Genomic DNA, 13,426 nt, shown 5'->3' with positions numbered 1-13,426 from the left:
CACGTGTCCATGGAACGAACCGCGATCAACCCGGTGTCCTGGTCGGTGGAGAGGGGATTCAACCAGGGTGAGGTCGTCTCCGGGCACACCCGGACCCTCTACATCTCGGGGCAGACGGCGATGAGCGAGGACGGCGAACCCCAGCACGACGGTGACATGGCGGCGCAGTTGACGCTGAGCATCGACAATCTCGAGGCCGTGCTCGGCGAGGCCGGCATGTCGCCCGCCGACCTCGTCCGGCTCAACGTCTACACGACCGACGTGGATCTGCTCTTCCGGCACTACGGCTTGCTGGCGGCGAGGTTGGGCGCCGCCGGGGTGGCGCCGACCACCACGATGCTCGGGGTGACGCGACTGGCGCTCCCCGGCCAGCTGGTCGAACTCGAGGGAACCGCCGTCGCGTGACGTGACCTCACCGTCTGCGCTGTTCGGGCCGGTGGGGCCGGCCCGAACAGCCTGCGCCGGGGTGGCTCCCTCCGCGCCGAAGGCGGCCAGAGCTCGACCGGCGCCCCGCCAGGTGCGGGGCGCCGTGGGTGGGGTACGGGGCCGCCCTGGACAGGGGCGCGCCATCGGAATAGCCTCACTCGCACCTAGTCAATTACTTGAGTAAGTGGGGTTCGATGCATCCGTTCCGCAAGGCCGTCGAGAACCGGGACACCGAAGCCCTGGAGGCGCTGCTCGCGCCGGACGTCGTCTTCACCAGCCCCGTCGCCTTCAAGCCGTACGAGGGCAAGGCCATCACCGCCGCGATCCTCCGCGGTGTCATGCGGGTCTTCGAGGACTTCACCTACGTGCGCGAGATCGCGAACCCGGACGGCCGCGACCACGCCCTCGTCTTCACCGCCACCGTCGACGGCCGGGAGATCCAGGGCTGCGACTTCCTCCACTTCGACGAGGCGGGCCGGATCGACGACTTCACCGTCATGGTGCGCCCGCTGTCCGCGGCCAAGGCGCTGTCGGAGGCGATGGGCGCCCAGTTCGACCGGATCGCCCGGGAGGCGGCGGGCGCGTGAGCCGGGCCCCGTACCGGCAGGCGGCGTGAAGCCCGGCCCTCACCCCTCGGTCAGGCGAGCTTCTTCAGGACCTCCGCCGCGAGGGGCGCGGAGGAGGCGGGGTTCTGCCCGGTGACGAGGTTGCGGTCGACGACCACGTGCGGTGCCCACGGCTCGCTCACCCGGACGTCGACACCCGCCTCGGTCAGGCGGGTCTCCAGCAGCCACTTCGCCTTCTCGGCGAGGCCGGCCTGGGTCTCCTCCGCGTTGCTGAAGGCGGCGACCCGGTAGCCCGCGAAGGCGTTCGTGCCGCCCTCGTCGACGGCGGCGAGCAGGGCCGCCGGGCCGTGGCAGACGACGGCCAGGGGCTTGCCCGACTTCAGCGCCGCGACGAGCAGCCGGCCCGAGTCGGCGTTCACGGCGAGGTCCTCCATGGGGCCGTGGCCGCCGGGGTAGAAGACGGCGTCGTAGTCGTCGACCCGTACGTCCTCCAGCCGCACCGGGTGCCGCAGGGCGGTGAGGGACGCGAGCGCCGAGGCGACCTTCTCGGCGCCCTCGGGTCCGCCGTTGAACTCGGGGGCCAGGCTGCCCTGGTCGACGGTGGGCTCGACGCCGCCCGGGGTGGCCACGACGACCTCGTGCCCCGCGGCCGTGAACGCCTCGTACGGGGCGACGGCCTCCTCGGCCCAGAAGCCGGTCGGGTGCTTGGTGCCGTCGGCGAGGGTCCAGTGGTCGGCGCCGGTCATCACGAAAAGGATCTTCGACATGCTGAGCTCACTCCGGAAGGAAGAGGGGAAGGGGACGGGGGGCGAGGGCGGGACGGGTGCTCGCCAGGGGCTCGGTCGGCCCGAGGTGGCGTCGTCCGCGCCGCCGCGTGCCGACGTTCCGTGCACGGATCGTCGGCGTGGCGACGTCTTCGACGGTAGGCCGGTCGGTCATCGATATCCAATGGGGAATCCGATGTCCGGCATTGGAATCCCGATGGGTCCCCCGGTCGGGCGTACCCGGTGTCCCGTCGGTCCGCCGCAGGAACCACGCACGTGAGCCGGTGCGCCGGCGGTGGCACGGTCGCATGGCGGCGGCCTGACCACCGACCTAGCCTGGGCAGGAGTGCCGCATTCCGGCCCAGATCCGCGCTGCGGAAGGGTGAGAGTCTTGAGCGCGTCCGACGAGGAACAGCGACAGGTCGAGCACGGTGTGGGGCCCGAGCCCACGGGGGACCCGGAGTTCCGTCCCTACCACCATCCCGCCGCCGGCTGGGGGGCCGCCAAGAGCGTGACGACCTTCCTGGTGCGCGAGGGCGCGCTGGTGGACGGCCCCCGGGCCATCATGCGGATGAACCACGAGAACACGGGCTTCGACTGTCCGGGCTGCGCCTGGCCGGACGACCTCAAGGGCCTGCACCTCGACATCTGCGAGAACGGGATCAAGCACGTCACCTGGGAGATGACGCGCAAGCGCGTAGGGCGGGAGTTCTTCGCCGCCCACTCCGTGACCGAGCTGTCGGGGTGGAGCGACTACGAGCTGGAGAACCAGGGTCGGCTGACCGGGCCGATGGTCTACGACCCCGACACGGACCACTACGTCCCCATCAGCTGGAAGGACGCCTTCGAGGTCGTCGGCCGGGCCCTGCGCGAGCTGGACTCCCCGCACCAGGCGGCGTTCTACACGTCCGGACGCCTCGGGAACGAAGCCACCTTCCTGTACCAGCTGATGGCCCGCGAGCTGGGCACCAACAACCTGCCGGACTGCTCGAACATGTGCCACGAGGCCAGCGGCCGCGCCCTGCAGGCGTCCCTCGGCACCGGCAAGGGCACCGTCGACCTCAAGGACTGGGAGGTCACCGACGCGCTCTTCATCCTGGGCGTCAACGCCGCCTCCAACGCGCCCCGGATGCTCACCGCCCTCGCCGAGGCGCACGACCGCGGCGCCCACATCGTGCACGTCAACCCGCTGGTCGAGGCGGCCGCCACCCGCACCATCGTCCCGCACGACTTCACGGACATGGCGCTGTTCAAGACGACCCCGACCAGCACCCTCAACCTGCAGCCGCGCATCGGCGGCGACATGGCGCTGCTGCGCGGCATGGCCAAGGCGATCCTGGAGCAGTCCGCGACCGACCCCAAGGCGCTGGACCGGGAATTCGTCGAGCGCCACACCACCGGCTTCGACGCGTACCGCGCCGTGTGCGAGGCCACGCCGTGGGACGAGATCGAGCACCAGTCCGGCGTCACCCGTGCCGACATCCTGAAGGCCGCCCGGGTCTACCGGGAAGCGGACCGCAGCATCGTCAGCTGGTGCCTGGGCCTCACCCAGCACGAGCACGGCGTCGACACGGTGCGCGAGATCGTCAACCTCCTGCTGCTGCGCGGCAACCTGGGGCGTGAGGGGGCGGGGCCGTCGCCCGTCCGCGGCCACAGCAACGTCCAGGGCAACCGCACCTGCGGGATCGACCACCGGCCCACCGACGCGTTCCTGGACCGGCTGGCCGAGGTCTGCAAGATCGACCCGCCGCGCGAGCACGGTCTGGACACCGTCCGCACCATCCGGGCCATGCACGCGGGCGAGGTGAAGGTGTTCGTCGGCATGGGCGGCAACTTCGCCCTCGCGGCCCCCGACACCCCGTACACCTACGAGGCGTTGCGCACCTGCGACCTCACCGTCCAGGTGAGCACCAAGCTCAACCGCAGCCACGTCGTGCACGGACGGCAGGCGCTGATCCTGCCCTGCCTGGGCCGCACGGAGAAGGACCACCAGCGCAAGGGCGTCCAGAGCACGTCCGTCGAGGACTCGATGAGCATGGTGCACCTGTCCGTCGGCATGAAGCGTCCCGCCTCCCCGCACCTGCTGTCCGAGCCGGCCATCGTCGCCGGCATGGCGCGCGCCGCGCTGCCTGCCAGCGAGACCCCCTGGGAGTGGTACATCGAGGACTACGACCGCATCCGCGACACGATGGCGCGCGCGCTCGACGGGTTCGAGGACTTCAACCGCCGCGTCCGCCTGCCCCTCGGGTTCCGCATCAAGCAGCCGGCCCGGGAACTGGTCTTCCTCACCCCGTCCGGGCGCGCCGAGTTCTCCACCGCCGCCCTGCCCGACGTCGTCCCCGCCCCCGGGACCCTGGCGCTGGGCACCATGCGGTCCCACGACCAGTGGAACACCACCATCTACTCCGACAACGACCGCTACCGCGGCATCAAGAACCTGCGCACGCTCGTCTTCATGAACCGTGACGACATGCGCGAGCGAGGCATCACCGAACTCGGCCGGGTCGACATCACGAGCACCGCCAAGGACGGCAGCCGGCGTCACCTCGACGGCTACCTCGCCGTCCCCTACGACATCCCCCGCGGCTGCGCGGCCGGATACATGCCCGAGATGAACGTCCTGTGCGCCCTCGGCGACTACAGCACCCAGAGCGACCAGCCGATCATGAAGCACGTCAAGGTCACCATCGATCCCGCCGCCTGACGGGCCGCTCCGGCGGGGCGAGCACAGCGGGGGCACGCACGCCGCTGCACGACCGTGAGCCCCGTACCGGTGCCTCCTCCGGGCTCACGGTGAGAGGCACCGGCCCGTCCCGCCCGCCCCGCCGCCCCGTCGTCCTGTCCGTCCCGCCGTCTCCGCGGCGGGACCGCTTCCGTCGCCACTGTGAGGGCCCGTGCAACTCTGGCTTCCGCGCTCCGCTGTTCCCCGGCTCGTGAACGCGTCGCTCTTCGGGCTGGTCGTCGGCGTCCTCGTGGGTCTGGGGCGCGAGACACCCCTCGGGATCCTGGCCGGGATCTTCGCCGCCGAGACCTTCTTCGTCGTGACGGGCTGGATCGTGCTCTGGCCCATGGACGCCGCCGAGACCCATCGCAACGCGCGGCGCGAGGACTTCAGACCGCTCGTCGAGGAGCTCGCCGTCGTCGCGGCCGCCGTGTGCGGTCTGGCCGGCATCGTGATGCTGCTCCTGGTCGGCGACTCCCGCGACAGCCACACCGCCGCGGCGACCGCGCTCGGCGGCGTCTTCATGGCCTGGGCGGCCCTGCACCTGATGTACGCCACCCGTTACGCGCACCTGTACTACCTGACGTCCGACGGAGGCATCGACTTCAACACCCAGAGCCCGCCGGCCTACAGCGACTTCCTCTACTTCAGCTACAACCTCGGCATGACCTACCAGGTCTCGGACACCGACGTCTCCAGTTCGAGGATCCGGGCGGTGGCCCTGCGGCACTGTCTGCTGTCCTACGTCTTCGGGGCCAGCATTCTCGCCACCACGATCAACCTCGTCACCGGAATCGTGACCGGCTGACCGGCCGGGGCGACGGCGTCGCGCTCCGGGGCCGAGCGCCAGGGGCCGGGCGGGACGTGACGACGGGTCCTACGCCGACGCGTCGCCGAGGGACACCACGACCACCGAACCCGACCCCTCCGGAGTCCGGTAGGCGACGGTGTCACCGGCGCGGTGGCCCTGCAGCGCGCGGCCCAGAGGGCTGTCGGCGGTGACCAGCGTCGGGTCCAGCGCCTCGGCCACCTCGCCGATCCGGACCGTGGACTCCGTGCCGTCCTCGAACCGTACGGTCGCCGTGCTGCCCACCGCGATCACGTCGGTGCGGGGCGGGCCCGCGGCGGCTCCCCCGCTCAGCCGACCCTGGATCTCGGAGATCCGCCGGTCCAGACGGTCGAGTTCCGTGGCGCGCTGCAACTCGTCGGCCTGGTCCGCCCGGTCGCCCTCGTAGTCCTCGTCCTCGAGCGTGCCGGCGACCGTGGCGCGTTCGCCGCGGAGGTCGGTGAGTTCCCGCTCCAGGGCTTCGCGGGCGACAGCGCTGAGCGGCTCGGGTCCGTCGGTCATGCCTGGCTCCCGTCGTGCGGGCGGAGAGTGCGCGTACCGCATCAATTACCCCATTCTTCGGCAGGGCGGGCAAATCGCTCGGAGGTGGACCCAGGGGTGGTCAGGGCGTGCGCGCGGCACTAGACAACGTTGTCAGAGCGAGGCAGAGTGTGCGGAACGCACGAGCGGGACGCGTCGGGACGCCATGGGCGGGAACCGCCGCGGTACCGCCGGCTCCGCCTGCCCGGAACGACCGAAAGTGACCCCGAAGCCTCGGAATCGCCCCCCGCTCCGACGGGTGTTCTCCCACCGGTCGCCTCCCGCCGGAACCGTGTTCGCCCGCACGCCTCCTCCGCCCAGGAAACAGACGCCATGGACCTCCTCTCCACCATCGTTCAGCCCTACGCGTGGGGTTCCGCCACCGCTCTGCCCCGGCTCATGGGTCTCCCGCCGACCGGCGAACCCCAGGCCGAACTGTGGATGGGCGCCCACCCGGCGGCGCCGTCGCGGGTCGAACGCGGCGGTGTCACGATCACCCTCGACCGCGTCATCACGGCCGACCCCGCCAGGGAGCTGGGAGCGTCCGTGCTGCGCCGCTTCGGTCCCCGGCTGCCGTTCCTGCTGAAGCTGCTCGCCGCGGACGCCCCGCTCTCCCTCCAGGTCCACCCGGACGCGGAGCAGGCGGCCGCGGGCTTCGCGGCGGAGAACGCGCGGGGCGTCCCGCCGGACGCCCCGCACCGCAACTACCGGGACGGTCAGCACAAGCCGGAGATGATCGTCGCCCTGACCCCCTTCGACGGGCTGTGCGGCTTCAGGTCGCCCGCGCAGTGCGCGGACCTGTTCGACGATCTGGGGGTTCCCGCACTGCGTCCGTACGCCGTGACGTTGCGGACGGCTCCGGAGGAGTCCGCGCTGAGGGCCGTGTTCACCGCGTTCCTCGCCCCCGGGCCCGGCCTGCTGGACGCCGTCACCGAGGCCGTCGCGCGCGCGGCCGGGCGGGATGGGGCACGGCGGGTGGACTTCGCCGCGTACCGGGCGATCGCGCGGGCGCATCCGGGCGACGCCGGGCTCCTGCCCGCGCTGATGCTGCGTCATGTGCGGCTCGCCCCGGGCGAGGCGCTCCACCTCGGGGCGGGTGTGCCGCACGCGTACCTGTCCGGGCTCGGGGTGGAGGTCATGGCCGGGTCCGACAACGTCCTGCGGTGCGGGCTGACGACCAAGCACGTGGACACCGACGAACTCCTCGGGGTCGTCCGGTTCGCCGCTCCGCCGCCCCGCGTCCTCGGACCGGGGCCGGAGGGGCCCGCGGGCGAGTACGTCTACCCGGCCCCGGTCGACGACTTCCGGCTCTCCCGGATCACGCTGAGGGCCGACGGCGCCCCGCGGTCCCTGGGCGGGGACGCGCCCCAGATCGTCCTGTGCACCGAGGGGGAGGCCCTGCTGACGTCCGCGGCGGCCACGGCGCGGATCGGGCCCGGCCGTGCCGTCTACGTACCCGCGGGAGAGCGGGCCGAGGTGGCGGGGGAGGGCACCGTCTTCCGGGCCACCGTGCCGCCCGAGCACGCGGCGGCGCCGTCGGACCCCGTCCCCGTCCCCGCTCCGCCGGATCCGGCCGCAACCGGCTGACGGCGGGCCGCGGCCGGCACGTACCGGTCGCGGAACGGCACGGATCGCTCCCGGGGCGGCACCCACGGCTTCCGGTGCGGGAAAGTCCGGGCCCGCCGTCGCCGGCCGGCCCGGACCCTACGGGCGTCGGCCGCCCGGACAAGGTGGGTGTCCCGTCGAACCGGACCGGGCCGGGCCGACGGGACGCCCCTCACCGGATCAGGCGACGTCGAACCGGTCCAGGTCCATCACCTTGCTCCAGGCGGCGACGAAGTCCCGCACGAACTTCTCCTTCGCGTCGTCGCTCGCGTAGACCTCGGCCAGCGCGCGCAGTTCGGAGTTCGAGCCGAAGACGAGGTCGGCCCGGCTGCCGGTCCACCGGACCTCGCCCGTGGCGATGTCGCGGCCCTCGAACGTGTTCGCGTCCGAGGAGGTCGCCGTCCACTCGGTGCCCAGGTCGAGCAGGTTGACGAAGAAGTCGTTCGTCAGCGACCCGGGGGACGTCGTGAAGACGCCCAGCGAGGACTGCTGGTGGTTGGCGCCGAGCACGCGCAGGCCGCCGACCAGGACCGTCAGTTCCGGGGCGCTGAGCGTCAGCAGGTTCGCCCGGTCGAGCAGCAGGTACTCGGCGGGAAGGCGGTTGCCCTTGCCGAGGTAGTTGCGGAACCCGTCGGCCGACGGCTCCAGCGCGGCGAACGACTCCACGTCCGTCTGGTCCTGGGCGGCGTCCACGCGGCCCGGGGTGAACGGCACCTCGACCGCGACGCCCGCGGCCTCGGCGGCCTTCTCCACGGCCGCCGAGCCGGCGAGCACGATGAGGTCGGCCAGCGAGACGCCCTGACCGCCGGACCGGGCGGAGTTGAAGGACTCCCGGACCCCCTCCAGGACACGGAGGACGGACGCCAGCTCGTCGGGCTCGTTGACCTGCCAGCCCCGCTGCGGTTCGAGGCGGATCCGGGCGCCGTTGGCACCGCCGCGCTTGTCGCTGCCGCGGAAGGAGGAGGCCGACGCCCACGCGGTCGACACCAGCTGGGAGACCGTCAGGCCGGAGCCGAGGACCAGCTCCTTGAGCGCGGCCACGTCGTCGGCGGCGAGCGGCTCGTACGTCGCCTCGGGCAGCGGGTCCTGCCAGAGCAGCACCTCGGACGGGACCTCGGGCCCGAGGTAGCGCGCGACCGGGCCCATGTCACGGTGCGTCAGTTTGTACCAGGCGCGGGCGAAGGCGTCCGCGAACGCGGCGGGGTCCTCGTGGAAGCGGCGCGAGATCGGCTCGTAGACCGGGTCGAAGCGCAGCGACAGGTCCGTGGTCAGCATCGTCGGGGCGTGCCGCTTCGACGGGTCGTGCGCGTCCGGCACGGTGTCCGACCCGGCGCCCTCCTTCGGCCGCCACTGGTGGGCGCCCGCCGGGCTCTTGAACAGCTCCCACTCGTAACCGAAGAGGATGTCGAAGAAGCTGTTGTCCCACTGCGTCGGCGTGTCGGTCCAGATGCCCTCCAGGCCGCTGGTGATCGTGTCGCCGCCCTTGCCCGTGCCGTGGGAGTTCTTCCAGCCCAGGCCCTGCTGCTCGATCGGGGCGGCCTCGGGGTCGGCGCCGACCGCGTCCGCCGGGCCCGCGCCGTGGGTCTTGCCGAAGGTGTGGCCGCCGGCGATCAGGGCGACCGTCTCCTCGTCGTTCATCGCCATCCGGCGGAAGGTCTCACGGATGTCGCGGGCCGCGGCGATCGGGTCCGGGTGTCCGTTGGGCCCTTCCGGGTTGACGTAGATGAGGCCCATCTGGACGGCGCCGAGCGGGTTCTCCAGCTCCCGGTCGCCGGTGTAGCGCTCGTCGCCGAGCCAGGTCGTCTCCGGGCCCCAGTAGACGTCCTCGTCGGGCTCCCAGACGTCCGCGCGGCCGCCGGCGAAGCCGAAGGTCTCGAAGCCCATCGACTCCAGGGCGACGTTGCCGGTGAGGATCATGAGGTCGGCCCAGGACAGGCTCTGGCCGTACTTCTTCTTGACCGGCCACAGCAGGCGGCGGGCCTTGTCGAGGTTGCCGTTGTCCGGCCAGCTGTTGAGCGGAGCGAAACGCTGCTGCCCGGCACCGGCGCCGCCGCGGCCGTCACTGATCCGGTAGGTGCCCGCGCTGTGCCAGGCCATCCGGACCATGAGGGGGCCGTAGTTGCCGAAGTCGGCCGGCCACCAGTCCTGCGAGGTGGTCAGCACCTCGGCGATGTCGCGCTTCACCGCGGCGAGGTCGAGCGACTCGAACGCCTTGCCGTAGTCGAACTCCTCGCCCAGGGGATTGGCGACAGCCGGGTTCTTGGCCAGGATCTTCAGGTTGAGACGCTCCGGCCACCACTGGCTGTTCCCGCCGCTCTGGGTGGGGTGCGGGGCGCGCCCGTGCGCGACGGGGCAGCCACCGCCGCCCTCGTTCTTCGCGTCGGCGACGATCGCGTCGTGGTTCTCAGACATGTAAATCCCTCCGGACCAGGCGGTTCACGGTGCTCGGGCACTGCTGGTGGTGGTGGAACCTTCGGGGCGTGAGCCCCGGCGAGCGGCCTCGGCCTCGCGGGCCGAGAAGTCCCGGGCCTCGGACGGTGCCGGGCAGGGCGTCCCGCGGATCGAGCGGCGGGCGTCGACGGCGGCGGGCGCCGGGCGCCGGGACGCGGCCGGGCCGCACCGGCACGCCGGCGCCGCGCGGTGTTCCGGCGGTGGCCCTCACGTCGCTGTCTCCTGCCGTACTGGAATTGTTCCGTCCCCTTGGCTCTCAACAGAACCGATCCTACGATGGACTCAATCCAAGTCAAGATGCACGCCAAAGCCCTACCCGATAGGAGTCCGGACGCACGTCCAGTCCGCCGGGAACTCCGCCGAACCTGAATGGGTGAGCCGATATGAGCGACTTGCTGGAGCGGTTGCGCGGGCGCGGCTGGCGCATGACCTCGCAGCGCCGCGTCGTCGCCGAGGTACTCGACGGCGACCACGTGCACCTCACGGCCGACGAGGTGCACGCCCGCGCGGCGGCGCGGCTGCCCGAGATCTCCCGGGCGACCGTGTACAACACGCTGGGCGAGCTGGTTCTGCTCGGCGAGGTCCTGGAGGTGTCCACCCACGGCCGGGCGAAGCGGTACGACCCCAACGCCCGCAGCCCGCATCAGCACCTGGTCTGCTCCGGCTGCGGTCTGATCCGTGACGTCCACCCCACCGGCGACCTGCTGGCCGGTCTGGCGGCGGGGGAGCGGTTCGGCTTCAGCGTCTCGGAGGTCGAGGTCACGTACCGCGGACTCTGCCCCTCCTGCGCGTAGGGGTGTCCTGTCGCCGGGGTCCCGCCCGGCTCGCCGGGGGCCCGCGCGGTGGACCAGAGTGGGGGCGTGGACGTCGAGCGGATCACCACCGAGCTGTACGGCCTCGCGCCGGAGCGGTTCGTCGCCGCGCGGGACGCGTACGTCGCGGAGGCGCGCGAGGCGAAGGACACGAAGGCGGCGAAGGCGATCGCCGGCCTGCGCCGCCCGACCCTGGCGGCCTGGGTCGCGAACCACCTCGCACGGGAGCGGCCGGAGGAGGCCGAAGCGCTGCTGACCCTGGGCCGCACCCTGCGGGAGGCCCACCGCACCCTCGACGCCCCGCAGCTGCGGGAGGCGGGGCGCCGGCAGCACCAGGTCACCGCCGCCCTGGCACGGGAGGCCGCCGCGCTCGCGCGGGACGCCGGGCAGCCCGTGAGCGAGGCCGTCCTGCGCGAGGTGACGGAGATCCTGCACGCCGTGCTCGCGGATCCCGAGGCCGGCGAGCGGTGGGTGGCGGGCCGGCTCGTCCGGGCGCCGGAACCGGTCGTCGGCTTCGGCGCCGTCGCCGCCGATGCGGAGGCCGTCGCGCGGCGCCCGACGAGCAAGGCCCCGTCACCCCGCAAGAAGGCCACCGGCCCGCGCGGGAAGACCGGGCAGCCGGACGACGCGCGGCTGCGCCGGGCCCGGAAGGCGGCACGTGAGGCCGACACCGCCGCCCGGGAGCGGGCGGCGGCCCTCGACACGGCGCGGCGGGCGCGCGACGACGCGCGGAGCGCCGCGGACGAGGCGTCGGGGCGGGTCAGCGAGGCGGAGGAGGAACTGCGCGCGGCGCGCCGGGAGCAGCGGACCGCCCGGACCGCGGCCACGAGCGCCGACAAGGCCGCGCGGGAGGCGGAACGGTCGGCGGACACGGCCCGCCGCGCCGCGGAGGAGGCCGCGCGTGCCGTGGAGGCCGCCGAGGCCGAGGCGGGAGAGGCCGCGCGCGGCGGCGGCTGACCGGGCGCGCACCCCGTACCACCCCTCCCCGCCGACCCGTGCCCGCCGGCGACGAGGGCCCCACGCTCCGCGACCGCACGACGAGCGGACCGCGCGGGGGGTGCGTACGTTGGCGTCAGGACCTGTTCGGGCAGGAGCCGCCGGCCGGGCGGGACGTTCCGGACAGCCCCGAGGCCGTCCCCCGGCCGGACGTGAGGAGCCGGTGAGCCCGTGACGCTGGAGATCGACTACAGGGCGCTGTTCGCCGCGACGCCGAGCCCGTATCTGGTGCTGGCGCCGGACCTGGTGATCGTCGACGTCAACCACGCCTATCTCCGGGCCACCAACCGGAGCCGGGACGAGCTGCTCGGCATGTACCTCTTCGACGCCTTCCCCGACAATCCGGCCGACCCCGACGCGGACGGGGTGCGCAACCTCGGTGCCTCGCTCGGGCGCGTCCTGGCCACGGGTCGCACGGACACGATGGCCGTGCAGAAGTACGACATCCCGGTCGTCGACCGGCCCGGAGCGTTCGAGGAACGCTGGTGGTCGCCGGTGAACACGCCCGTGCTCGACGGTGACGGGCGCGTCGCCTGGATCATCCACCGGGTCGAGGACGTCACGGCCTTCGTGCAGGCCCGCCGCTTCCGGCGCCAGGGCGGGCAGTGGACCGAACGCGAGGAGGGCATGGAGGCCGAGCTGTACGCCCGGGCCCGGGAACTCCAGCGCCTGAACGAGGAACTGCGCGCCGCGCACGCCCGGGAGCGGGAGGTCGCCGTGACCCTCCAGGAGGCGATGCTCCGCTCGCCGGACCTGGCGCACCACCCGGACGTCGCCGTCCGCTACCTGCCGGCGATCGGCTCGCTCAACGTGTGCGGCGACTGGTACGACACCGTCGACCTGCCCGACGGCCGCTTCACCCTCGCGGTGGGCGACGTCGTCGGACACGGCCTGGAGGCCGCCACCGTGATGGGGATGCTGCGCAGCGCCCTGTCGGCGGCGAGCCGCGCGGTCGCCGGGCCCGCCCAGGCCCTGGAGATCCTGGGCATGTACGCCCGCTCCGTCGAGGGCGCGCTCGCGGCCACGGCCGTCAACGTCCTGGTCGACAGCCGTTCGAAGCTGATCGTCTACTCCAGTGCCGGGCATCCGCCGCCCGTGCTCCTGCACGCCGACGGCTCCGCCGAGCTGCTCGACCAGGCCACCGACCCTCCCCTGGGGGCACGGCCCGACCACGTGCCGCGCCCGCAGTCCGGCACGGCCTTCCGCACCGGCGACACCCTGGTGCTGTACACCGACGGCCTGATCGAGCGTCGTGACGAGGACATCGACGAGGGCCTGGCCCGTCTCACCGGCGCTCTGGCCGGGCTGACCACGCTGGGTCCCGAGCGCCTGGCGGACGCCCTGCTCGCAGAGCTGGGGGCCGCCGCCGGCGTGCGCGACGACATCGCGCTCGTCGTCGTCCGCCTCTGACCGCGCCACCCGACCACGTGGGCGGCGGCGGGCGGTGGTCGGGCGGTGACGTGGTGGTCGGGGTCGGCCTCCGTCCGGCGTCCGTCGGCGGCGCGCGTGGCCGGCCGATGAACCCGCGCGCCCCGACCGGTACTCGGTACTCGGGCCGACGCGCCGAAGTGCTCCCCGTCCGGACCCGGTGACGGTGCGCGGGGCCGACGCGCCGAACTCGGGACGGCGAAAGGCTTTGTCGACACGTCCGGTCTGTCGCATGGTGTCCCCTGTGCCCGCGGCCGCGCCATCGGGGGACCGGCCGGGGTACGGAGTCC

General features: G+C 73.1%; 11 protein-coding genes. 8 read left to right on the top strand and 3 right to left on the bottom strand.

Annotation, left to right across the window (positions count from 1 at the left end):
* Positions 1-9 precede the first annotated feature (9 nt).
* Both ACE1OA_RS03790 and ACE1OA_RS03785 read left to right on the top strand, forming a co-directional pair.
* Positions 10-405: a RidA family protein gene (locus ACE1OA_RS03790; protein WP_356601898.1), complete on the top strand. Its 396-nt coding sequence runs from the start codon at positions 10-12 to the stop codon at positions 403-405.
* A gap of 215 nt (positions 406-620) precedes the next feature.
* Complete coding sequence (locus ACE1OA_RS03785; RefSeq protein ID WP_356601900.1) at positions 621-1,013, top strand: nuclear transport factor 2 family protein; 393 nt, start codon at positions 621-623, stop codon at positions 1,011-1,013.
* 50 nt (positions 1,014-1,063) lie between these two features.
* Here ACE1OA_RS03785 and ACE1OA_RS03780 read toward each other — a convergent pair whose 3' ends face one another.
* Complete coding sequence (locus ACE1OA_RS03780) at positions 1,064-1,759, bottom strand: type 1 glutamine amidotransferase domain-containing protein (RefSeq protein ID WP_356601902.1); 696 nt, start codon at positions 1,757-1,759, stop codon at positions 1,064-1,066.
* A gap of 388 nt (positions 1,760-2,147) precedes the next feature.
* On the opposite strand from ACE1OA_RS03780, the gene ACE1OA_RS03775 reads away from it, so the two are divergent.
* Together ACE1OA_RS03775 and ACE1OA_RS03770 are read left to right on the top strand one after the other, a co-directional pair.
* On the top strand, positions 2,148-4,460 hold the full coding sequence (locus tag ACE1OA_RS03775) for an FdhF/YdeP family oxidoreductase (RefSeq protein WP_432752262.1): 2,313 nt from the start codon (positions 2,148-2,150) through the stop codon (positions 4,458-4,460).
* Positions 4,461-4,650: 190 nt separating this feature from the next.
* Positions 4,651-5,286, top strand: coding sequence for a DUF1345 domain-containing protein (locus tag ACE1OA_RS03770; protein ID WP_356601906.1), 636 nt, complete (start codon positions 4,651-4,653; stop codon positions 5,284-5,286).
* A gap of 69 nt (positions 5,287-5,355) precedes the next feature.
* On the opposite strand, the gene ACE1OA_RS03765 is transcribed toward ACE1OA_RS03770, so the two are convergent.
* On the bottom strand, positions 5,356-5,826 hold the full coding sequence (locus ACE1OA_RS03765; protein WP_432752261.1) for a GreA/GreB family elongation factor: 471 nt from the start codon (positions 5,824-5,826) through the stop codon (positions 5,356-5,358).
* A 351-nt stretch (positions 5,827-6,177) separates the two neighbouring features.
* On the opposite strand from ACE1OA_RS03765, the gene manA reads away from it, so the two are divergent.
* Positions 6,178-7,431 carry a mannose-6-phosphate isomerase, class I gene (gene manA / locus ACE1OA_RS03760; protein WP_356601910.1) on the top strand — a complete coding sequence of 418 codons (1,254 nt, stop codon included), beginning with the start codon at positions 6,178-6,180 and terminating at the stop codon, positions 7,429-7,431.
* Positions 7,432-7,629: 198 nt separating this feature from the next.
* On the opposite strand, the gene katG is transcribed toward manA, so the two are convergent.
* Complete coding sequence (gene katG / locus ACE1OA_RS03755; RefSeq protein ID WP_432752260.1) at positions 7,630-9,861, bottom strand: catalase/peroxidase HPI; 2,232 nt, start codon at positions 9,859-9,861, stop codon at positions 7,630-7,632.
* A 422-nt stretch (positions 9,862-10,283) separates the two neighbouring features.
* Here katG and ACE1OA_RS03750 point away from each other — a divergent pair, with 422 nt between their 5' ends.
* From ACE1OA_RS03750 to ACE1OA_RS03740, 3 genes are all read left to right on the top strand, one after another.
* Positions 10,284-10,694, top strand: a complete 411-nt coding sequence (locus ACE1OA_RS03750; protein WP_356601914.1) for a Fur family transcriptional regulator — start codon at positions 10,284-10,286, stop codon at positions 10,692-10,694.
* Between the two features lie 66 nt (positions 10,695-10,760).
* The gene (locus tag ACE1OA_RS03745) at positions 10,761-11,669 is read left to right on the top strand and encodes a hypothetical protein (protein ID WP_356601916.1); all 909 of its coding nucleotides are present in this window, start codon (positions 10,761-10,763) and stop codon (positions 11,667-11,669) included.
* A gap of 210 nt (positions 11,670-11,879) precedes the next feature.
* The gene (locus ACE1OA_RS03740; protein ID WP_356601918.1) at positions 11,880-13,118 is read left to right on the top strand and encodes a PP2C family protein-serine/threonine phosphatase; all 1,239 of its coding nucleotides are present in this window, start codon (positions 11,880-11,882) and stop codon (positions 13,116-13,118) included.
* Positions 13,119-13,426: the final 308 nt, after the last annotated feature.

It is taken from the genome of Streptomyces sp. JL2001, from assembly GCF_050917515.1.
In the GTDB taxonomy this organism is placed as follows: domain Bacteria; phylum Actinomycetota; class Actinomycetes; order Streptomycetales; family Streptomycetaceae; genus Streptomyces.
The sequence above is the reverse complement of the archived record's forward strand: the minus strand, read 5'-3'. Positions and strand labels throughout refer to the sequence as shown.

Excerpts from the sequence above, each read along its gene's own strand:
- ACE1OA_RS03765 (WP_432752261.1), bottom strand. The coding sequence starts at position 5,826 with ATGACCGACGGACCCGAGCCGCTCAGCGCTGTCGCCCGCGAAGCCCTG.
- manA (WP_356601910.1), top strand. The coding sequence starts at position 6,178 with ATGGACCTCCTCTCCACCATCGTTCAGCCCTACGCGTGGGGTTCCGCC.
- ACE1OA_RS03780 (WP_356601902.1), bottom strand. The coding sequence starts at position 1,759 with ATGTCGAAGATCCTTTTCGTGATGACCGGCGCCGACCACTGGACCCTC.
- ACE1OA_RS03750 (WP_356601914.1), top strand. The coding sequence starts at position 10,284 with ATGAGCGACTTGCTGGAGCGGTTGCGCGGGCGCGGCTGGCGCATGACC.
- katG (WP_432752260.1), bottom strand. The coding sequence starts at position 9,861 with ATGTCTGAGAACCACGACGCGATCGTCGCCGACGCGAAGAACGAGGGC.
- ACE1OA_RS03790 (WP_356601898.1), top strand. The coding sequence starts at position 10 with ATGGAACGAACCGCGATCAACCCGGTGTCCTGGTCGGTGGAGAGGGGA.
- ACE1OA_RS03785 (WP_356601900.1), top strand. The coding sequence starts at position 621 with ATGCATCCGTTCCGCAAGGCCGTCGAGAACCGGGACACCGAAGCCCTG.